This window comes from Bdellovibrionales bacterium, assembly GCA_016714165.1.
In the GTDB taxonomy this organism is placed as follows: domain Bacteria; phylum Bdellovibrionota; class Bdellovibrionia; order Bdellovibrionales; family UBA1609; genus JADJVA01.
Map to the genome: position 1 here is coordinate 39,645 of JADJNU010000005.1, position 22,416 is coordinate 62,060.

General features: G+C 42.6%; 15 protein-coding genes. 9 read left to right on the top strand and 6 right to left on the bottom strand.

From position 1 onward, the window contains the following. Window position 1: 1 nt before the first annotated feature. A complete protein-coding gene (locus IPJ71_17945) occupies window positions 2-3,136 on the top strand; it encodes an efflux RND transporter permease subunit (GenBank protein ID MBK7845531.1) in 3,135 nt (1,044 codons plus the stop codon). A gap of 15 nt (window positions 3,137-3,151) precedes the next feature. On the opposite strand, the gene IPJ71_17950 is transcribed toward IPJ71_17945, so the two are convergent. Beyond that, a complete protein-coding gene (locus IPJ71_17950) occupies window positions 3,152-4,024 on the bottom strand; it encodes a hypothetical protein (GenBank protein ID MBK7845532.1) in 873 nt (290 codons plus the stop codon). A 368-nt stretch (window positions 4,025-4,392) separates the two neighbouring features. Here IPJ71_17950 and IPJ71_17955 point away from each other — a divergent pair, with 368 nt between their 5' ends. Then, complete coding sequence (locus IPJ71_17955) at window positions 4,393-5,622, top strand: ankyrin repeat domain-containing protein (GenBank protein ID MBK7845533.1); 1,230 nt, start codon at window positions 4,393-4,395, stop codon at window positions 5,620-5,622. Window positions 5,623-5,660: 38 nt separating this feature from the next. Here IPJ71_17955 and IPJ71_17960 read toward each other — a convergent pair whose 3' ends face one another. Both IPJ71_17960 and IPJ71_17965 read right to left on the bottom strand, forming a co-directional pair. Next, window positions 5,661-7,109, bottom strand: a complete 1,449-nt coding sequence (locus IPJ71_17960; protein MBK7845534.1) for a peptide ABC transporter substrate-binding protein — start codon at window positions 7,107-7,109, stop codon at window positions 5,661-5,663. A 34-nt stretch (window positions 7,110-7,143) separates the two neighbouring features. Next, a complete protein-coding gene (locus IPJ71_17965; protein MBK7845535.1) occupies window positions 7,144-7,428 on the bottom strand; it encodes a hypothetical protein in 285 nt (94 codons plus the stop codon). Here IPJ71_17965 and selD point away from each other — a divergent pair. The 4 genes from selD to IPJ71_17985 all read left to right on the top strand — a co-directional run bounded on the left by selD (window position 7,419) and on the right by IPJ71_17985 (window position 13,705). Next, complete coding sequence (gene selD, locus IPJ71_17970; GenBank protein ID MBK7845536.1) at window positions 7,419-8,477, top strand: selenide, water dikinase SelD; 1,059 nt, start codon at window positions 7,419-7,421, stop codon at window positions 8,475-8,477. The genes IPJ71_17965 and selD overlap by 10 nt on opposite strands. Window positions 8,478-8,642: 165 nt before the next feature. Further along, the gene (locus IPJ71_17975) at window positions 8,643-8,954 is read left to right on the top strand and encodes a hypothetical protein (protein ID MBK7845537.1); all 312 of its coding nucleotides are present in this window, start codon (window positions 8,643-8,645) and stop codon (window positions 8,952-8,954) included. A gap of 221 nt (window positions 8,955-9,175) precedes the next feature. Then, complete coding sequence (locus IPJ71_17980) at window positions 9,176-13,252, top strand: hypothetical protein (protein ID MBK7845538.1); 4,077 nt, start codon at window positions 9,176-9,178, stop codon at window positions 13,250-13,252. Between the two features lie 117 nt (window positions 13,253-13,369). Further along, the gene (locus IPJ71_17985; protein ID MBK7845539.1) at window positions 13,370-13,705 is read left to right on the top strand and encodes a hypothetical protein; all 336 of its coding nucleotides are present in this window, start codon (window positions 13,370-13,372) and stop codon (window positions 13,703-13,705) included. A 55-nt stretch (window positions 13,706-13,760) separates the two neighbouring features. On the opposite strand, the gene IPJ71_17990 is transcribed toward IPJ71_17985, so the two are convergent. Continuing rightward, window positions 13,761-14,492, bottom strand: a complete 732-nt coding sequence (locus IPJ71_17990; protein MBK7845540.1) for a VTT domain-containing protein — start codon at window positions 14,490-14,492, stop codon at window positions 13,761-13,763. Continuing rightward, window positions 14,479-15,540: a cupin-like domain-containing protein gene (locus IPJ71_17995; protein MBK7845541.1), complete on the bottom strand. Its 1,062-nt coding sequence runs from the start codon at window positions 15,538-15,540 to the stop codon at window positions 14,479-14,481. The genes IPJ71_17990 and IPJ71_17995 overlap by 14 nt, the downstream gene beginning before the upstream one ends. 108 nt (window positions 15,541-15,648) lie before the next feature. On the opposite strand from IPJ71_17995, the gene IPJ71_18000 reads away from it, so the two are divergent. Beyond that, complete coding sequence (locus IPJ71_18000; protein ID MBK7845542.1) at window positions 15,649-17,244, top strand: B12-binding domain-containing radical SAM protein; 1,596 nt, start codon at window positions 15,649-15,651, stop codon at window positions 17,242-17,244. A gap of 48 nt (window positions 17,245-17,292) precedes the next feature. Continuing rightward, a complete protein-coding gene (locus IPJ71_18005; protein MBK7845543.1) occupies window positions 17,293-20,070 on the top strand; it encodes a hypothetical protein in 2,778 nt (925 codons plus the stop codon). A gap of 26 nt (window positions 20,071-20,096) precedes the next feature. Here the strand turns inward: IPJ71_18005 and IPJ71_18010 are convergent, their stop codons facing one another. Beyond that, window positions 20,097-21,605 (bottom strand): alpha/beta hydrolase, encoded by a 1,509-nt coding sequence (locus tag IPJ71_18010; GenBank protein MBK7845544.1) that lies wholly within the window; start codon window positions 21,603-21,605, stop codon window positions 20,097-20,099. 202 nt (window positions 21,606-21,807) lie between these two features. Here IPJ71_18010 and IPJ71_18015 point away from each other — a divergent pair, with 202 nt between their 5' ends. After that, entirely contained in the window at window positions 21,808-22,368 is a 561-nt protein-coding gene (locus IPJ71_18015) for a metal-dependent hydrolase (GenBank protein ID MBK7845545.1), read from the top strand. Window positions 22,369-22,416: the final 48 nt, after the last annotated feature.

Sequence of the window (22,416 nt, forward strand, 5' to 3'; positions counted from 1 at the left end):
TATGAAAATTTGGGAACTTTCCATTCGACGGCCGATTTTCATGTCTTGTATTTTAGTGGCGCTTATTGTCGTTGGGCTTTTCAGTCTCAAGAAATTGCCCCTTGAACTTTTTCCTGATGTCACTTTTCCCGTCGTGACGGTGACCACCATATATCCTGGTGCAGGGCCTTCTGAGATTGAGACTTTAGTAGCGAAACCCTTAGAAGAGGAGCTGAGTACATTAGCTGGGTTAAAGGTGGTTCGATCTATCAGTCGGGAGAGCGTTGGAATTGTCGTTGCTGAATTTGCTCTCGATGTTGATATAAAATATGCTGAGCAGCAAATCCGTGATCGGGTTTCTGCCGCAAAGAGAAAACTGCCAGACGACATCGAAGAGCCTGTTATTCGCAAGGTAGATCCATCTGCGCAACCAATTGTAGTGGTTGCCATCAAGTCAAAATTGGAAGGTGGAAAGCTCTATGATTTAGCGAACGAAATCATTCGACCAAAATTTGAACAGCTCAGTCAAGTCGGACAGGTTGAAATATTTGGAATCAGAAAACGAGAAATTCAAATCCAATTGGATCGCGATAAACTGCGGTCTCGTCAGATTTCAGTGAGTCAAGTGGCCAGAGCCCTGACAAGATCAGGAGACAATATTCCCGCTGGTAAACTAACTCAGGATGATAGCGAGACCGTCTATAGAACAATGGGTGGATTTGATTCACTTAGTGATATGAGTCAATTTTTAGTAAATTTTTACGGAAATGACGTGTCAACTCGAGTGCGAGATGTTGGCAGGGTGGTTGATACATTGGAAGACGAAAAGATGCGGGCTTATGTCGACGGCCAACCGGCCGCACTTCTTTACGTTTATAAGCAGTCAGGCGCGAATACGGTGAAAGTGTCAGACGCTATTTTAAAATTAGTTGAGAAGTTGAATTCAGACCAAGCCGGCGTCAAAGATCCTGTATTTAGTGTAGAAGTTGTGCGTGACTTGTCTCGTTTTGTGCGCGCGAATATTTTGGACGTAATGGAGTCAATCGGATTTGGGATTCTCTTGACTGTGATTGTGGTCTTTTTATTTCTTGGCTCGATTCGTAGCACAATCATCACAGGACTGGCTATACCTGTTAGCTTGATTGGTTCGCTGATTTTTATATCGCTCGCGGGTCTCAGTATAAATATTATGACCCTCTTGGCTTTTTCTTTAGCAGTTGGCCTTCTGATAGATGATGCGATTGTGGTTAGAGAGAATATATATAGGCATTTAGAAATGGGCAAAACGGCGTTCAGAGCGGCGCTTGATGGGACTTCTGAAGTGGCACTTGCCGTGACGGCTGTGACTCTCGCTGTGGTTTCTGTTTTTGGCCCCATTGCCTTTCTGTCAGGAGTTGTTGGTCAATTTTTTAAGGCTTTTGGTCTTGGTGTTTGTTTTGTTATGTTGATCAGTCTCTTTGATGCCTTGAGCAATGCTCCGATGTTATCGGCCTATTTTGGCGGAATGCACGAGAAAAATTCAAGCGAGAAATTGTCTTGGTTGAGTCCGGTGGCATCGCTACTCATCATTTTTGAGCGATTGCAGACGAAGCTTGCGGTGAGGTACGAGCGGTTACTTCGTCTGATATTGAGACACCAGCTGATTACGCTGCTGGGGACTTTCATTGTGGTGTTTTTTTTGGGTTACTCGGTCAAGTTCATCCCTAAGACTTTTCTGTCTCCTCAGGACAATGGTGAATTCTTGGTTTCGCTCGAGCTCAAGCCAGGAGCCTCTTTGGATGAAACCACGAAACTGGCTCTTGATGTTGAAAAGCTGATCAAAAGCAATCCTTCTGTCGTTCAGACGATAGTGTCGGTGGGAGATACCAGTGGTACTTCATACAAGGCGGATGTTTTTGTACGTTTGCTTAAGTTTGGGCAACGTCATCTGACTACGACGGAGGTTAAGGATCAGGTGAGGATTGCTCTGGCACAATTTTCAAAAGCAGCACCAAAGGTTAAAGATGTTGACATGGTAGGTGCTGGGCAGCGTCCTTTTGTTTTAAATATTAGAGGGTATGACTTAGATCAGGTAAGACTTGTAGCCAATAGGGTTTATGAGAAGTTGAAACAGCATCCTGGGCTGATTGACCCGGAGATCACCGACAAGCCTGGAATTCCCGAATTTCAAATGAAAATTGACGGGGGCAAAGCCCTTCAGTATGGGGTCACGCCAGCCTTGGTGGGTGGAGAACTTCGGGGTCAAATTGAGGGCCTGACGCCAGCAAAATTTAGGCAAGCTGGTTTGGAGTACGACATCAGAGTTCGCCTTAAGGACGATCAAAGAAATCTAGAGGATTCCTTTCGTCTTATTGAGATACCGAATGTCAATGGGAGGTTGGTTCCTCTGCATGAATTTACTTTCTCAAAGAAGGAGACGGGTGCCGCCGCCATCAGTCGTGAAGATCGAGCCAGATATATCAGCATAGAAGCGGACATTAAACCAGGTGGGCCAGGTATGGGTGGTGTGATTTCTGATATTCGCAATTGGTTTGAGATTGGAGAGGTTGCCCTTCCTGAGGGAATTAGCTATCGCTTTGTTGGACAGGCGGAAAATTTTCAGGAATTGGGTCAAAGCATTATAGTAGCCGGTATTTTTGCTCTGGTATTTATCTATTTGGTTTTAGCTAGTCTTTATGAATCTGTGGTGACACCTTTTGTTATCATGTTGGTTATTCCATTGGCCGTATTTGGGGGCTTCTTTGGACTATTTGTAATGAAATCAAGCTTGGATCTGTTCTCTATGATCGGGTGTATTATGTTAATGGGTTTAGCAACGAAAAACTCAATTATTTTGGTCGATTACATCAACCAAAAGCTCCAAGACGGACTGGATTTGACTGATGCTATCGTGAAAGCGGGGACAACGCGGCTGAGGCCTATTGTCATGACGTCTCTTGCCCTTATCATGGGTATGATGCCGATTGCCATCGGTTTGAATGAGGCCTCCAGCCAAAGGAGATCTTTAGGGATTGCAGTTGTGGGAGGGGTATTTATTTCCACTCTTTTAACCTTGATCGTAATTCCCGCCGTCTTTAGTTATATAGAGCTTGGTCGTCGGTGGATGATTAATAGGGTTGGTTCGAAGATTGTTAACGCTGATACTGATAGTAACTGATCTTGCTTCTTTCATTTATTCATCAACAAGGTCAACATCAAGTCCAAGCCAAGCACGGAGCAAGCGCCGATAGTAGCCGCTTTCATGTTCTGTTTTGTCAGATGAATCGCCTGAGCTTTGTGAGTCTAGGTGGTCTGGATTCATTGCGTAAGGTCCTTGTTGATGGATGTATTCCATTGTCTCATTGTATAACTTATCTGGGTCATCTATTGCAGCCAGGATAGAAGTTCTAACCGCACTGACTATTGTGACTTCATTGGGATCAAGATCTCTAAAATGCCGATAGGTCAACATCGCGGCATCGCCCAGCAGATGGGCAATTCCTGTCCTATTTCCCGATTTGACTAAATCGCGAATGACTAAGAGATTAAACTGCAGTGCGCCTCTCAGTGACAGGATTCGATCCGTTGCGTGTTGTTCGCGAAGCGTGTAGGTCGCTTGAACGACATCGGCTTGTCTCTCTAAACTTTGGTGCTCTGGGCTGATGCTCCCATTTTTTCGGGCTAAGGCAAAAGTTGCCCTCCTTATCCGACTGGAAATCGGTTCAAGAAAAGGTGCCAGCAAATTAGCTGTCAAAAGAGAAATTTGGCCAAAAACTGCCACAGTGAATGCTGGAAAAAAATCAATTCCCTTATCGTTAACCAGTGCCAAAGTTCCAGCAGTTAGGGCGGAAGTTCCTGCGATACCGGAAACCAGATAAAAATAGCGTTTTCCACCTGAAAAATTCAATTTCTCAAATGAAGTTTCGATTGCCTTAGCAAGATTTCTTTCTAAGCATTCGTCTCCTTCTTGACACTCCTTCAAAATGCGAACACGAATTGAATTCCGTGCAAACAACTGAATGTACCAAGACTTCAAAATAGGCTGTTTATCTAGTTGCCTTTTCATTTCAATTTCAAAAAAATTTGACGCCCTACCATTGAGAGAGCTTGCGCAAGAAGTCTCTTTACCGAAACACAATGATCCAGAAAGAAAAATGGCCGTGAAACAAAATCTGAGAATTGATTCTTTTGACAAGCTGATGGCCACGGTAAAATGCCTCTAAAAAATTTACGCGAATGAGTCTTTTTAAATTTGATCAAGATCAAAGTCAAAATTGAAGAGCTAGTTTGAAAATAGACCAAAGAGCAGAGCCTGACAAAAGCAAACTTTAGCCCTGATTGCAAATATAAAGTTAAATAAGGCACAACTGCTCATGGTAGACATGATATCTTCTTAAGAAAGTCAAATAAAATAGGAAGTCTCAACAGATTTTTATGAAGTCAAAGTCTGCTAAAGCCTACCTCAAAAAAATTCTCACTAAATATTCTGACCACAGAGGTCATCATGTCAGCCACGATAAGGATTTGATACAATTGTCAAAAAAATCAGATGTTTCTGGAGCATTAGCGGCCCTCAAGGCCGGAGCCAAAGTAAATGCAGTTGATGCAGTGACTGGACGAACTGCGCTTCACTTTGCTGTTGAAAAAAACTGTCTCCCTTTGGTTGGAATACTTCTCAGATACAAGGCCCGGAGTGACATTCAAGACAATTCTAAAAATTACACTCCTTTGATGTTGGCGGCGACCGAACTCAACTTGCAGAGGGCCATTCTTGCAATGATGTCAACAGAGGTGAGAGGATTGGATAAGTTGGATCATCTTGGTCGTAATCTCATCAACATCGCACTGGACAGCGAAAAGGATCTTGTCGCCGTTTTTTTTGCCGAAAAGGGAGTAAGCCTTCAACAAGCATTTATCTGGGCTCTTGAAGAAAAACACATTGAGCAAATATCCTGGTTCCTCAAGCGAGGATGTTCTGTGAACACAGTTATGTCCAATGGATTCACTCCCCTGATGCGCGCTATTCTGGAGAAAAACCAGGTTGATGTTATTTATTATTTGCGGAATGGGGCTAATCCAAATTTAATCGGTGGTGGAGGCGACTTGGTTTCTACACATGGAAAAACCCCACTCATGGTTGCGATCGAGACTGCGGGCGCTGAGGATATCGTACTGGAAATACTGGAAGCAGAGCGAACGGACCTGGAGGTTTGCGACCCCCACGGGGAGACAGCTATTTTTAAAGCTGTGAGGACTTTTAATTTTTCGGCCGTGAGGTCCATGATAAAGAGGGGCGCTAATACAAAGGTAGTTTCGCGCGAGGGGCTTTCTTTGTTTCATGCTTTAGTTCAAAGTGGAAAGGCGCAAATGGCCCAGTTCATTTGGGAGATGGGCGGTTACGACGTGAGCCATCCAGATAAAAGGGGATGGAGCCCCTTAATGTATGCAGCGAAAGAGGGCTTTTTGCCGATGGTAGAGCTCTTGATGACTTATGGAGCAGATCCAGGATATAGATCTCCTCATTTGGGTATAACAGCCGTAGATTTGGCTATCGGAATTCGACGCAAAGGTCCCAGGGAGCTATCAGTTGAAAAACAGATTGAATTCGATCGGGTTATCAGCATTTTATCAAAGTCCGTTTCTTCTTCGTCCTCTTCATTTTGATCAGACTTATTTTAAAAAGAAACCAAGACCAAAAAATTCTATTTGGGGCCATTCTGAGTTTTTGCCACTTTCAGATTTGTGAGATCCAATTGATTAAGTTCATTGAGTTCCCATCCGATAAATTGCCCATCCTGAAGCATGGAAAAATGAATCTCACCCAAGGGTATCATGATATTTTCAGATAAAAGAAGATCCAGGCCTTTTTGACAGAGTTGGCGCATTTTTGGGGAGGGCTTAGTTTTTCGCATTGTCCCCAGGATATTATCAAACTTAATATTAGAGTACTTGAGATAGTTTTCAGGGTTGTCGCTCCCGAAAACTTCTAAGGCAGCCAAACAAGTTGGTCTATCCAGACTGACCCCTTTGCGAAATACAGTGGAGGGACGCACTCGCAGCTCGTTCATATACACTCCCTGTTCCTTGCCCTCGATGGAAAAATGGAGATTAAGATTGTCGCTCCACTGGGCTTGAACCCACTCCATCCCTTTTCGCATGTCATCTCCGCCCATCGTGCTAAATGAAATTCGAGCATTTGATACAATTTCAGACGGGATTCGGGTGGACTGGAGTATTTTCTTGGCTCTATTTGGATCAAATGGATAGCAAGAGGATGTTTCCCTGTAGTTTTCGGGAAAACTCGGGCAACCTGGCCGGCCGAGTGCAGAAAACAGCCGCTTTAGTCCGTCATAATCAAGAGACAAAGTCAGGGCACGTCGAAGGTTTGGCTGATCCTTCAGTTCCGGGCCAAAGCCCAAATAATCAAATCTTGAAAGCGGTAGCTGAAAAAAATCAGATCGTTGGCGATATTTCGACAGCAAAGTGGTTGGTACACGACGAAGAAGATTTAAAAATCCGGTCTCGTAGAGTCGCAGAGCGGTTGTGTCGTCATCGACGAAGAGAATTTCTACTTCTGGACGGCCTTCGGGATTTGGATAGTACGGATTGGGACTCAAGCGAATTGAGCCCGACGACTTCCAGCTGGTAATTTGGTAGGGGCCGTTGACGATCAACCGATCGGCTTCTTGACGAGGTGGGAATTGCTCCGAAAAAAGGGGCGCCGTCGCGGGGGAGGCAAGGCGATATTCAAATTCAAAATCGGGCTCTGAAAACTCAAACTGCAATGTCAGATCGTCTAGAGCCCTAACTCCCAAATCGTGAGGTTTCAGCTGGCCTGACAGTATACTTCGCGCGTTTCGAAGGCTCATCAGCAATTCCATTTGGGTTGTTTTCAATTCAGGATTCATCAAATGGCGAAAGGCATGTAAATATTGATGGGCAGTGACGGAGCTTCCATCGCTCCATTTCATATTCGGTCGAAGAAAGCAAGTGAGGCGAACATATCCCTGTCGTTCGCAATGAGTGACTCCCTCAGGAGTCAAACCCCCATTCTTTTGGTACCGAAATAGGGATCGATAGAGGTTGTGGAAGAGATAGTTTCCCGATCCGCCAGAGATTTGTGCTGGATCTAAGCTAGTGGGTTCGCCCAATAAATGAAAACGAAAAATAGCCGACCTCTTTGGCTCAATTTTCCTGGGAAAGAATGGGAAAGAGGCTAGACAAACAAAGCCTAAACCAAGTAGGAGTTGAGCCCATTTCGATTGAATGAGAGTTGAAAGCATGAGCATCTATAGCATTGAGTATTGATCTATCGTCTATAATAAAATATTCACAGAAGGGAATCTCCCTGGAACCTCGAATCCAACCGTTGTAGCCTATGTCGTCTTGGCCGCCAGGAGCTTTTGTGTGCAACACAATCTGCCGATTGCTGGTCTTATTCTTATTGAGGTATTGACTATATGGAATCATCAAAGACTAAAATTCGTCTTACCCAGTCTGTTAAAAAAGGTGGTTGTGCCGCTAAGTTGCCTGCTGGGGAATTGAAGCGCATTCTGTCCCATCTGAAAATTCGCAGGCCGAGCGAGTTGATCCTTGGAATGGAACACATGGATGATGCCTCTCTTTGGGATCTTGGAGATGGGCGGTTGATGATTAATACTTTGGATTTCTTCACGCCAATTGTGGACGATCCGGCGGATTTTGGTCGAATCGCTGCTGCCAATGCTCTAAGTGACGTTTATGCGATGGGAGGAGCTCCGGCCCTGGCCTTAACAATACTTGCCTTTCCTATGTCTCAGCTCCCGATTGAACTTTTGGAGCCTATGATGAATGGTGCGTTAGAGAAGATCGAAGAGGCAGGAGCGGGCCTGGGCGGTGGGCACAGCATTGATGATGAAACCCTCAAGCTGGGCTTTTCAGTGACTGGATTTGTCGATAAATCAAGAGCGTGGACGAACTCTGGAGCGAAGCCTGGTGATGTTCTGATTCTGACAAAGGGACTGGGTACAGGGGCCATCATTTCTGCCCATAAAGATGACAAGGCCGATTCTTCTTGGGTTAATTCAGCGATCGAGTCTATGACAAGACTTAATTCGCTACCGCTAATGCTTTCAGACATTGATATTCATGCGGCCACTGACGTAACTGGATTCGGTCTTTTTGGTCACGCTCTGGAAATGGCACTAGGAAGTCAAGTTCGGATTGAACTGCAAAGTTCCCAGTTTCCTGTTTTGCCTGGGGCTTTAGAATGCCTGCGTGCCGGTGTTCGAAATCGAGCCCATCGGACGAATAGGGAATACGTAGATCGTTTTCTTCAGGCTGATGAAGGGTTGCTGGAAGAGCTTCTTCTGCTCGGGCTTGATGCCCAAACTTCTGGGGGATTGTTGCTCGCGATATCAGAAAATGATTTAGGTGTCGTCCTTGATAGAGTTGGGGGCGAGTTCTCCCTATCTCAATACGTTGGGCGCGTGACGGAAATTGATGGGAAAATCCAATCGACACTTGTCGTTACCTCCTAACAGCCCCAAAAAATGTGTTTCTTACACGGATTTGCAATTATTATATTTTCTCAAAACATGTTGTAAATTCAATCTAGTCCTTTCCTAAGGGAATTTCCAGTGTCGTGCTATATGGCTCCTCATTGTTGAAAAACCAATGGCCGAGGCCTTTAAGAGGAGTATCATATGAACATTCGTGTTCCTGCATTTCTTTTTTTATTTCTTGCACTATATTCGGCCGAAGCTCGAATTCCACAAAATCTCAGGATCGTTCCTGGCTCAGAGCTAGTTGTCAGTCAAACATTAGAGTCAGCTCATGATTTAGCCAAGATTCATCAGATTTCCTTTCAAGCCGCTCTGCTCGTCCATTTTGTTGGAGGTTTGCAGAGAATGGAATCAGATAAATCTTTGGCAGTAGGGAAGGAGTCGATCGAAAAACTGATAAAGGGCTTAGAATCAATGAGAGAGAATCAGGTGGAGAGGATGCTCAGGATTTAGACAAGTATTCAGGTGATCATGTAATTTATTTTGATGAGGCCAAGGTGGCCTTTTTAGTTGACGGAATACCCGGAGATGTTCAAAGCAAAGATCCATTTGCAGCGCTGGTCCGTCAATTTATTGCTGAAGCCAAAGCCTTGATAGAACAGCAAGATAAAGAAAAGCTACAAAATTAAATTTGAGATTTGCCAGAGTCAGTTTAGAAAAAATAGAGAAATTATTTGAAATCACGTTATAGTCCTGCCTTAAGTCTTCTCGCCTTATTAACGGTATTTGGTTTTATTGGATTTTCCCATGCTGATTGGGGGCCAACAGCTGAAGACGCGATTCAGTTCTACCGAAGAATTGCCCAGAAGGGCAGGGCCCCCTATTCTAATAAAAGCAACTACAGAGCGTTGAGATATTGGTCATCACTCACCTACAACTGGGAGAATCCACTCGTCCGACAGTTTTTAGAGAGCAATCTTGAAGTTCTAACTAGCATAAATGAATGTGGATACTGTGACCTAACCCTGGCAGCCTATCTCGGAGGAGATCCAAAAATTCGTGAAAGGGCAATTTTCCTCGGAAGAAAATTGCACGAAAGTATTAAAGAAAACGAAGATGAAAAAAGGAATGTTTTTCGTGATAAGATTCAAAACTATCTTTACCAATTGGTTCAGCAGCAACAAAATTCGATGCTTCCCTACGACCTGATCGGGGACTATTGGCGCGATTTGCATTTTCCATTTGAGTGGTATATCGAATCATTTGAGGCCAACCTTAATTCCTATCAAACATCAAAACAAATTGAATTGGCCGTAGATGGAATTTTTTCATCCTTGCTAGGTGGCAAGGATGCATACAAGCAATGGCGGGAAGCCGAGCGACGTCGAAGAGTAGCTGAAACCTTAAGCGCATTAGATTGTTTTGTGGGGGATTCAGCTTTTGCAAATAGCCAGGAAGAGGCAGATACAAAAATGAACAATCTGCGAAATAAGTGGTATCAAACGCGCTTTCTAATGTTTCAGATGATTGACGAATTACCTGCGGACCTTCTCTATTCTGGGTATATAAAAATGTCTCTGACTCGTGAGTTACACGAAGAAATTTCTGCTGATATTCTCTACTTTTTGTCAGCAACAAAAGATCAGAGTATTCTACTGAGTACAAAAAAGCTAATTTCCGATCGTATAGCAGGTATCGATTCGGCATATGAAAAGAAGATACAGGAGATAGGCGATAGCGGAAGACTCCATTATGGTCGCAGTGGGTGGATGCGTGATATGTTTGATGACCATGGCATGGGAATGGTTCACCGGTACCGGTATCCGATCAATGATTTTCATAAAAGACTGCAGGATCGTAGTACGGATTTGACATCTCCAGCGGGTAGGAAGAATGCCTACGTAGATCAGATGGTCAATATTTTCTTGAGATTTCATTTTGGAGCAAATTTAGAGTCGAATCGTCTACCTGCTCTAGCTGAGGTTCTGGGTGTTTCTTTTGAGGATGTAGAGATCTTTGTCGAGTTTTCTCTCCTTAATCCAAAGGGTCGATTTCAAGGCTTCGCTGGGCCTTTGCTCCGTTACTTTAAAAAAGAGAAGTTTTTGGAGGATCGTGTCGTACAAATAGACAGTCACAGAAGAGATAAGGCCAAGGAATTTCTGGGTGGAATCCAAGTGGACGCCATGCATATGTATGAAAAATTCCAACCAATCCAAGCTTATTTCTATAACATTTATTTACATTTCAAAGACTCTGAGATTCAGAATGAATTCAAGAATAAATGGGAAGCCTTACGAACGAAAGAAATGTTTCGGCAATTTTGGAAATGGTACACGTTAATGATCGCAGGATCTCAGGATTCTGAATTGAATGGATTGCTTCTTAGAGAAATTGAAAGTGAATTTGTTGAGACGGAGGGGGGTCAATGGGGTGGTTCTGAAACTCTACCGAAAGACAAGGCCTCTCGACTAACCGAGGAGATGGAGGGATTTCTTAATTATGACTATGGCCTTATCGAAAATGCTGAGAATGCTGAGAATGTTAAAGAAGTAGATAGCATCGCGCATCTTTTGGCTCAACTTTCAGTCATGAAGAGTAAAGAAGTTCAGGATGAATTGGTGAAGAGGACAAACCAACAGTCAAACAATCCGGGCCAAATGATGAAAATAGATTTCTCACGCAGGCTTTTAAAATATTTGATGAGCGAGGAGGAGTACAAATCCCACTTTTCAAACAAGACTCAGAGCGAAGAGGATATCCGGAGGATGAATTGGTATCAGGAAATTGTTGGCAATATTGGCCTCATTGAAAATCTCTTTCAGGAACGATCGGATTCAAATGGCAACCCAAATCAGTTTGAAAATTTGCAAGAGCAGTTTCAAAGTATTGAAGCTGAGATATTTGCTGAACCTGTCCAGAAACTTGTGCTGGGGAAAATGGAAAGATGGACCCTCTCGAGGGAGGAGGTTTTGTCTGGATACATCTGGTACCTAACTTTACGGAGTGACAAGGAGGAGCTAGTTAACTCAGCTTCCAAATTGTTTTGTTTGAGAATTATGGGAGACGACCTAGACTTTAATCGCATCTGGGGGCGAGAGGGCGACACATCTGTTAAACGCTTTAAAATTCTATTTAACCAGCTTATGTCTTCTCGTTTCGGGAGAAAATGGAATCCGGCGGACGAGGATTTTTTTGTCAATTTTGTAGTGGGTCTTCGTTTAGAATATGAAATAATTGGTCCGCACCTTGAATATTTGTTTAGCTCATCCTTGGATTCCTTCTATAGGAACATTTCAGGCAAACTAATTCGGGAGGTAAAGGGGCCAATTTATCTTGAGAGCCTTCCGGATTTGCGGGATCGAAAGAAGTTTTTGTACGTAAATGGTGGTTACACTGAGTTGGCGAATAATTCGACCAATGAAGAGGATCTTAAATCATTTCATTACAATCTATTTTATGGGAAATCTACTATCTTAAATGCCGGTGGTCCGGGGGGAACAGTTGTTGCGATCAATAATGGCCAGCAGGTGAGAGATGAAACTGGTCTCATTAAGTTTAGTCCAGGCTTGGAATTAGAAAAGCCGTTTCTAGCGGCCACAACAGAAAATCTCAAGAACAGCTTAGATGATATTAATCGATCCAATCCCATATCATTGACGGCCGTTTTTGGTGATCATGGTGGTCCTCAGTCTCTTTCTTTGTGGAACGGGGATTATTTGACGGCTCCCGCGCTCCAAAAAATCTACCGGGATTTTTCTGATCAGACTTTGATCAGAACGATATTTCTTCAGTGTTATGCCGGGGCCTTGATTGTTTCGAGGGAAAGAAAGCCACCGCCATTTATCACGGGTCTACTTAAATTTTTAGATTACCATTATCCCGAGAATCGCTGCGCTTACGCAAATAGTCACCACGATGAGTTGGGCGCGTATTACTCAGAAGGATCGAAGTGGGATGTAAGTAGTTGGAGCAAACTTTTTAAACTGAAGAATCAGTTAACCTTGAGAACACTCAAGGAATTTATTTTGACAGAAGGTCGAGTTCATTCAACGCCAGTTTTATCTAGTGATTATTTAGTATATGACGTTGTTCAAACGTTTTGCCAAGAGGCCGAGCTGTTTTCGAAGTTGTCTCGTGACTATGGCGCTGATTCGGGAATCTGGCCAGATAAAGGAAAGAGGCAGCTTCGTTTTCTTACATTTCATAAATTGGATCCAGAGATTCGAAATGCAGCTCGCGAGGGACTTTGTCAAAGTAAGTTGGAAGTCGAAAGAAGTCAGATACTGGTCGAGTATGAAAAAATTTTTGGTCTTATCTATCAGGATTTAATGGTCTTAGATAATCAATGGAGACGGGAGATTATCAAAGAGAAATATGCAAGTATTTACAATCAGATGATTGAGGGCAATCGACAGCTTACAGAGATTATCGCCAAATACGCTAATGATGGAAATGATCTAGAAGTGATGAACGAGGAAGATCGGCAGAAAATTCGTGATATCCAAAATCGATATCAGTTCCCTTACCAACACCTATTATTGTCTCTGGATCACAAAAAGGAGTTTGATCTGGTTCTTAACAAAAAGGCAATTGATTATTTCGCAGCAAATCGAGTCAAGTATGGTTCGTTCATTTCCACTGATTTTCTGAAAGTCGATCATTCGCGTCGTGTTATTGATGAAGTTATGTCAAATGCAAGGGGGCCATGCGTTCAAAGCAGATCAATCGAAAGGATATTGAGAGGCGTATTTATCGAGAGAGAGTTGAAAACCTTGGCCTTTTATTTCCATATCCAGAATTTCGTTTTATAAAGGAACGTTTTGAGAGGTTGCTTGATTGTGAAAATTCTGTACTCAATTAGCCTGATGCATGTATGTTGCTTATTTTTCCTTGGGTGCAGTTGGAAGTCTCACCACAACCGTGGGACAGTGATGCCTTGGTCTCCCAGTCCTTCTTTTGATTGCGGTATTTATTTGTTAAATGGGAACTTGAGAACAAGTGAGAATGGCCTACACGTATTGGTCATGCGAGAAAAATCGCCCTCGGCCTTTGAAGTGGTTCTATTGGGTGGAGAAATGAAAGATGTTTTGGACAGAGAGGGCGCTCACGTGGGGGCCAAGGTCTATTTTCCCCGGCCAGTTAGGAGCAGTCGAAATCCAATTGCCTATCTTCAGGGCTTTGTACAGGGCGATTCTCAACAACAAAATCCGATTGTTCTTTCTCAGGAGCCTTGCGGTCAGAAAAGTAAGTTAAAAAATAAATAGCAAACGATAGCCTGACGAAGTGCCGCTGATACAAAGTAAGTCTTTCCTTACGATCTCACTTAATTTTTCCTTTTTCAGGAACTAAGGGGATTTTCCATTTTTTAAAACCCATCGCGAGAAAAAGAATTAGAAATAGAAAAAAAAATCCGAGGATATTGCCAAACTCATGAAGACCAAAACCTTGAACTCTCTTAAGCGATACTCCGATTTGGATGAGTAGAACTATATCGAAGAAAACCCCAAGGGATGTCGAGGCAAAGAAATGCAGAATTGGAAGGCGAGTATAGCCAAAAGTGATGTTGAGCACTCCAAACGGAATAAAGGGACTGAGTCTTAAAAGAACCAAATAGAGAAACTTGCGTGCGCCTAGTTCCGGTTTAAAGCCAATTAATTTTGATTGACGACCAATTCTGGGAAATGCTCGAGACATAAAGTTGAAAGCATAGCGTCCCGTTGTGTATCCAAGAGCGGCGCTGAAAAGCGTTATCGCAGATATTGATAGGACAGCAGGCCAGAATCCCAATAGATAACCGCTGGCGATGTTGATTGGAGTGCAAAAGGGAAGGCCGAAATAGGAACAAATGAGGTGTGCAGCCATAAGGAATGCGACTGTGTAGGCCGGATTTGATCCGGTTAGCTGTGTGAGGGTTTCCAATTGAGAAAGGATCTGCTGTTTGGTCTCATCTGAGCTCAAAAGAGAAAAACGCTTTTCAATAAAATAAAATACCAGGCTTAAAATGAGAGCCAGACAGAGAAATTCGATCGATTTTCTTTTAGTGACTATCAAGCTCGCTTCGTGCCTTCTCTCGATTTTGTAGTTTGTCCATAACTGCCTTGAGAGTGCCATTTGCCTCTGCCCATATGAGGTTCGTGTCTATCTTCCCATATTTGGATACCTTCCATACGGAAGGGCTCTGTGCGAGGATTCGGAGGGTGGTAAAAAGCCGAGAGGATTTGAGTGCCGCAGATAAAGAGGACCATCGAAACGCAAGACTAATTGTATCATCAAGATTTTCAATGTAATGCCAAAAGTGAGGAGGGACATAGAGGACGTCGCCTGGATTCAACACAACTTCATAGCGATTGACCTTTTTTAACAATGGATATCGATCAAAATCTGGGGACCTAAAATCCACCTCAGTCTTGAAATAAGCTGTCTTGGTTACTTGTGGGTATACGAGAGCGGAGTCTTCCATGGACATGAGAGTCCACTTTTTGCGCCCCGAAATCTGAACGTAGAGGTTGCATGGTTGGTCGGAATGGAGATGAGTGACAGAATTTTTTCCACCGATAAATAAATAGTGAGCCTTTCCAAATGCTGGAGGTGTTACAAAGCTCTCGAGCCAGGAGAAATCAACATCGCTTTTTAGAGCCGGGTAGTTATTCACGATTGGACTAAATCTCAGATATTTATCTCCGTCGTTTCGAATGTCCTTAATCAGATCGCCAATGGTCATTATTTCAAATTTTTTGTCGACCCCGCGTCCTGTGAGGCCTTCTACTTCCACCATAAGGGCATCGGTATTGGAATATTCCTTTTCAAAGAAATCTAAACTCCATTTTTTGCAACAAGGCCAGTTTTTCGCGGCTTCCTTAAACACAACAGGCTGAGATTTGTCGTAATATCGCGTCAAAAACTCTCTTTTACCCAGATTTTCGATGCGCGCGATGGGCAAAACCTTTCCGTCCGGAGCATCCTTGAGTTTTGAATGCAAATCTTCGTAAAAAGCTCGCCGCCATGACAAAAATGATTCGGAGCCCGCTGCCAGTTGTTGTCCGATAAGCATGCCTGAGAAGTTCATTTTCTGCAGGAACGAGAGATCCGAATGTGACATACCAGCTCCGTGTAGTCAGAGTTGCAACAAAAAACGATCGTCGAAAACATAAAAAGCTTAGCTGACGGGTATTGCCTTTGCAAGTTCCTCGCAATATCCTGACACCTTGTGACTGTTTTATTTTTTAATCCACAGCAAGAAATGGGCGGCATTCAATGCCTTTCAGCTTTCCTAAGAAAGCATGGGCACGTAACGCAGCTATTTAATGATCCTAGATTATTTGATAATCCGTGGATACAATTCAAGAGATTCAGTCGGCTCTTTGAAAGATTCAGTGTCAGTGAGGGCCTTCTAGAAATTGAAAGGAAAAAGCCTGATCTGATTGCTTTCTCTGCTGTCTCCGATGATTATGAATGGGCTCTAAATTGGTCGAAACATATAAAATCTGTGTTCGATATTCCCATCGTCTTTGGCAACTGCCATCCAACTTTCTTTCCGGAAAAAGTATTAGAGAACGCTTCAGTTGACTTTATCATCCGTGGAGAGGGTGAGCTGACCCTGTTGGAATTGGTCAAAGCGCTTGAGTCAGGCAAAATTGATTTTGGCACGATCTTAGGTCTCGGATATAGAGACAATGGAATCAGCAAAGTGAATCCCATGCGTCCCCTCATTGAAGATTTGGACACACTTCCCTATCCCGACAAGGATTTGTATTATCATAAGATGCCGTATTTAAACCATGGCTATACGACAATGACAGGTAGGGGTTGTCCTTATAGATGTACTTTCTGTGACAATAACTCCTCCATTTTGATGTATCGGAAAAATGGAATAAAGCAAAAATGGACGCGTCGCCACAGTCCTGAACGAGTTGTTGATGAAATTCTTTGGGCTAAAAAACGTTATGATATTAAGCACGTCCGATTTAACGACGAGGATTTTAGTTATAACAAGGAATGGATTCGGCAGTTTTGTGCGTTATATAAAGAAAGAGTGGGCATTCCCTATTTTGCCTGGGTTTACCCAAATACTATCGATACGGAAATTGCTCAGATTTTGGCTGAAAGTGGCTGTGATTCCGTTGAAATGGGAATTCAGTCGGGTTCAGAGCATCTTCGTGTCGATATAATGCATCGTAAGACGAGCGATGCTCAGATATTGAAGGCAATGGAAGCCTTACAGAATGCTCAAATTCGTGTCACCGTTGATATTATCATTGGACTCCCCTCTGAAACGAAGAGTGATCTGGATTGTACAGTGGATTTGGTGCGGAAGGCTCGTCCCTGGCACGTCTATGTTTTTTGGCTTCGTTACTATCCTTCAACTGAGATTCTTGACTTGGCAAAAAAGCGGAAACTTTTGTCGCCCGAGCAAATCGAATTTATAGAAACGAATCAATCTTCGCGGGGTCATATTTCTGGTGGTACGGAGCTTGAGAAGAGCAGACTTTCAAGAAGTTATCATGCATTCATCGTTCTTATGCCTCTCATGCCAGACTGGCTAATTGGTTTCTTTCGCCGATATGATCTCATACGATTTTTTCCGAGCTTCTTAAACCCATTTCTTTTGGTTAATATTACAAAATCCATCAAACGGGATAAGTACAATGAATTTCGAATCCGGGGGGCGCATATGTTGCTTTGGGAGGTGCCTCGTCTGTTTTTGCGTTTAGTTGGTAAGTGGTTGCGAAACTCTTGGAGGGGCTCCGTTCATCCGATTTCAAGGGGTGGAACATGGATTTCGAAAACACATGAATCTTCTTGAGGAAGTCGAGAAGAATGGAACTCTATCAAAACGATAGCGTAGGAAAAGATGTCTTTTAGCCTCGGCCGGCTTATAATTACGCTTTTAGCTGCTGTGTTCATCGTTGGCTTGCAATTGGCTTCGCTTCCCATTCTTAGCATTGTCTTTGGTGATATTGACAATCGGGAAAGCTATATTCTTTTTATTCTTTATCTCGGTATGACAGTTGGCCTAATTCCGAACAAATCAACCAAGCTTCAGGCCTATGTGTTCTCATTTTTTGCGGTCGGATTTGGCATTCTTGGTTGGAATTTGGACGCCATCCTGGAATTGGCTCTTAAAAATTCAATTTTGAGTTTGGGGCTACTCGCATTTTTTGTGATGGCTTTATTCTGGTCTGGTACCCTCTTACAAAGGGCGACTTACGGCGTAGGGCATTTTGAAAATCAGTATCGTTACGTAAATATAGCTAATCTTTTTATATTGGTCGCTTGGATTAGCCTTTTTCCTGTGCTTGGTTACGACTATTCGCTCATTTTACTTTCTATTCTCATCACACTTCTGGTGTTGGCAAGGAAATTCGCTCTTAAAAGACATGTCGATGATGGAGGAAGGAAAGTTTCAATAAGAGATTTTTTGGTATTTCAAAACATTGAATCTCTGGCTGGAGGGATTGCCTCAGGTTTATATGTTTCCATTTTTTTCGACATTCTTCACATCTTTATGTATCCATTGAAAATCAAGTTTGCCATCTATCTTTTCTGCGCCTTTCTATTTTTGGGACTTTCAATCGAAACTCGGAGCATTCTTGAAAAATTAAAAATTAGATCCGTTGCCTCAGCTGCTCTCGTCGCCGAATTTTTGTTCATGATGGTTCTTGTATTTCTATTTGGAGGTATCGGAAATCGGTTTTTCTTCGACCCATTGGCCTTTTCCAGAGAGTTGCCATTAGCATTTCATAACTATCAGTTATTGATTTCGATTAGCGTGGTACTGTTGATGTTACCCTACATCATTTTTGCAGCGATCATTCCAATCCAGGAGAGAAAAGGAGGCGGACGTAATAATCTTTTCTTCTGCACTCTTGGAAATACTCTTGGATTCATGCTCTTTCTTGTGTTTTTAGGTAACCAACCGATTCAAAGCAAGTTAGCTTTAGCGTCCATTTTCATTTTCGTGATATGCTGCTTTGAAAAAAATATCTGTGTGCGCAGTGCCGCCTTAGTTCTATGCTTAATGATATCATTTCAACCATTCCTGGGGTGGCTCGACCACAGAGTGGTAAGCCAGGGGCTTCGATTTTTTGATATCGATCTCGAGGAATCAGAATCTCAAAAAAAATCAGCACTCAGATCAGACGGAGTCTTTAATTTCGATAAGTTCAAAGGGCACCAATTGTTAAATTTTAGGATGTTCTCTCGAAAGGATCACGAGGTTGGATACATCGCTAGTTATTTCAAGTCAACAAGGATGAGGCTCGGACTCGGTGGATATAATATTTCACTATTCAAATTTCATGACATCATACGTTCTCTTGTAGCTGAGGAAATGGTTGGGCTCAGTACAAAAAGAATCTTAGTTCTTGGAATTGGGAATCACTTAACTTTGACCCGTTTAGACAATTTATTTAAGCGAACATCAAGACCTGATATAATGGTCGATGTTGTCGATAGTTTTTCTTTGTTCGAAGATATGAATTTTCTTAATACTGTTGGAAAAGAGGGTGGTTTTTCTTGGCCCAATAGTCAATTTAATGCAATTAATACGGATGCACTTAACTATCTTTCAACGGTTAAGCCGGGCAGCTATGATGTTGTTATTTGGAATTTGACATGGCCTAGTTTTGGAACGAGCGGAAAAATCTTTACGAGACAGATGAGTGAATTGGTCGCAAAGGCTCTTCGCCCCGGTGGCAGATATGTCACAGATTCATTGGGAAATAAGACATTTGATTGTAATTTAAGATTTGGATTTTCGCATACAATTCAATATCCAATATCTACGTGTTGGCCATTTTCTTTCCAAGTTAATACTCAAGATTCTGAGGACACAGACATTGAGGGTGGTATTATAGCAAACTTCGAAAATGAAAATGAATGCAAAGATGTTACCCCACTTAGACTGGCCAATTCTCAAATTAAGCCAAGCCTTGAAAAATTTGGATTTTCGGTCGACCGAAACTGTAATCCACAAATAAATGTGAACTGGACATTTGTTTCAAAGCTTAGGCAGAGTACTAGATTGAGCTTGGCCATGAAAGGTATTGGTCACCCGATCATTTTTTCCATTCCATTTCCAAATGATAGCGATGCCTTGGGCACAAGGCTGAGAAATTCCACGGAACTTTTTTTTGAGATAACTCAAATTAAGGGATTTCTTCCTGTGTACCTTAGTTCAGGAAATGATTATTTCTCTTTGCGTCAGCTTTTTTCAATCATGCTCAGTTCAGAGAATGGGATATTCTATTTACCTCGTATAAAGAAATGGACTCCGGATCTGGACTTATTTGCCAACCTGTCCCTCGATGAACTTCAGCCTCTTTACTCCATCGAGCAGCCCGGTGAGGAAAATTCAAGAATACCTGTGCGTAGATATTATACGTCTGGTGAGACTTTGTCTTACGGGATATCGGAGAATGAGATCAGAAAGAATAGCTGCCATTTTTTTAATCGATACAAGGAGCGATTCGGTATTCAGCCAAACGAGGTGGACTGTCTTAACTACATGGCCTTGTTAAAGGAAGTTCAACGATTTCTACCTCCGAATGAAGCCAGTCAAACAGGAGGCTTTGCCTTGCGCTACAGTCCGGATTTTGACAGAGTCTGTTCTGGAGCTCATAATTTGTGATTTTATCTAAACTTCTCGATGCTATATTACGTCGCGTAAAATGGATAAAAGATCGCAGCAATCCAAGCAAGTGCGAGAGAGGCAAAGACTGCAGAGCTGGTAATTGAGTTTGATTTTCTCTCCAGTCTCGCCGCAAAAATTTCAATGATGACAAGGCATGCGGAGAATTGCAGAAGATCTCCAATAGGAGGTCTGTTGATGTCGCGTGGAGGTTGAAACAGGAACCAAACTGTCAGCAGAAAAATCCAAATACCCATACGAAGTAGGTACGATTGAAAAATTGTTTTACTGATGCTGAGTCGTCGTGTGACGAAGCACAGGGGGTAGAAGAAAAGACTAAATGCCCCCCAACGCAGGAACCTAGTTTCTGAAAGAGAGGAGTGAAATAAATGGTGATCAACGTAAGGAGCCGCAAACAAAGCGAGTGGTAAAAATGCCAAAACTCCAATTGAGACTGCCTTTAAAAAGTAATTGAATCTTTGCATTCTGAATTTTTCTTTTGAGACAATTAAAATGACGGTAGTAGAAGATAGGCCCAGTAATATAAAGTAGATCAAGTATAAGCTCTCGCTCGTATTATGTAATTTTAAGAACGTAATTGATTCAACTCCCAATCGAATAGCTAGGGCAGAAGCCACAGAGGAAAAGATGAGAATGATAAAATCTGATATTCTAACTCGACTGGCAAATGGTTGGGTTGATCCTAACTCAGAAATTAAGCTATAGGTCATAAATATCATTGTCAAAAGAATGAACACTGCGGTTACTGGAACTGACAGGTGGAATGCGGTCGATTTTTCTGAATTCTCAAGTGTTCCTCTCCAATTTTCGTTGATCCAGTTTAATATAAGTTCAACTACTTTCGAGTTGATGATCATTTCGAAATGCGAAATGTCTAATTGAATCTGCTCTCCAAAGTTGGAGGATGGCTGCTTCGTCCTGGCGTGCAATGTCAATAGTCTTGGTCCCCTATAAATGGTCCCAGCTACATTTCCGTCTAAATTAATCAAACCTTTATCTAAATTGGAAAGCTGTGGAGAATTCATGAGAGAGTGGCCTATCCTTCCGCCACCAAAGGAGTGGCCAATGAATATAATTTTCTTATTGGAAAGATTCTCTTGATCGATGAGGGACTGGACAACGGAAATTCCGATATCAATATCGCTCCTGTTCTTGTGACAAATGGGCAATCCTAATCCGGGAATATTGCATCGGAAAGTCATTGGAACGGGGGACTTTCCATGTCCAGGAAAATCAAAGCTGTAAGTTTTGATTCCATTGATGGCCAAAACTCGGGCAAGAGGCGCCATCAATTGCGCGCTACATCGCTTACCATGAAGGAGAATTGCCACTGTATTCGGAATTTCTCTGTTTTCGTGCCGAAAAACTGATACGGTTGAGCGATCGGAGTTTTCCAGTTGTATTCGCTCGATCGTCACTGGAAAGAGGCTTTTAGAAAAGTAAAGATCAAGGCCGGCGAAAATCACCGCCAGAAAAATCCAACTTACCCAATAAATGCGAGAAATTTTGGACAAAAAGGAAATCACCTTGCAAGGCCTCAAGTGGGATCGAAAAGTGGCTGTTCACATCATTGAATTTTGAAATCCAGTTGACACAATTGCAATCTATTCCATATTCTAGTGACAAATAATCTTATTGGGGCCGGTTTTTTTCGCTATTCGATAGCTTGGAAGTCCTGAGGCTTTGATTTTCTAACTATTGAACTGGACAGTTCAAATGGCAACGGTTTTCACCCATTCTTTTGTTGGCTACACGCTTTCTCAGTTGGCTCCAGAGGCAGTCAGAAAAAATACCAAATTCATTTTTTGGATGTGCTTGCTCCCAATAATTCCTGATTTTGACTACCTAGGTTGGATTTTAAAGGTTCCATACGGTGGACTTTGGGGTCATCGTGGTCTGACACACTCAATTTTTTTTTCCTTTGTCCTTGGTGCCCTAGCTTGGGCTAAAATGGGAAAGCCCTACCAACTCAAAATTGCAATTTTTCTAGGTATTTCTGCAGTTTCGCACGGAGTGCTCGATGCTATGACAAACGGGGGATTGGGAGTTGCATTTTTTTCTCCTTATTCCTTAACGCGCCATTTTTTTTCTTGGAGACCCATTGAGGTTTCACCCATAGGAATCCGTTTTTTTTCCTCGCGGGGAATGGTTGTGATCATGAACGAAATACAATGGGTTTGGATTCCAGGTTTTGTTTTGCTACTAGCGAGATCAGTAGTCGCCCGCCAGCTTTTTTATCCTCTTAAAAAAGGGGGATCCAATAATCCACAAATTTAGGTGTTTGGATTGTGTTGGATTTTAAGTGCCTTCCAAATTTTCAAATTT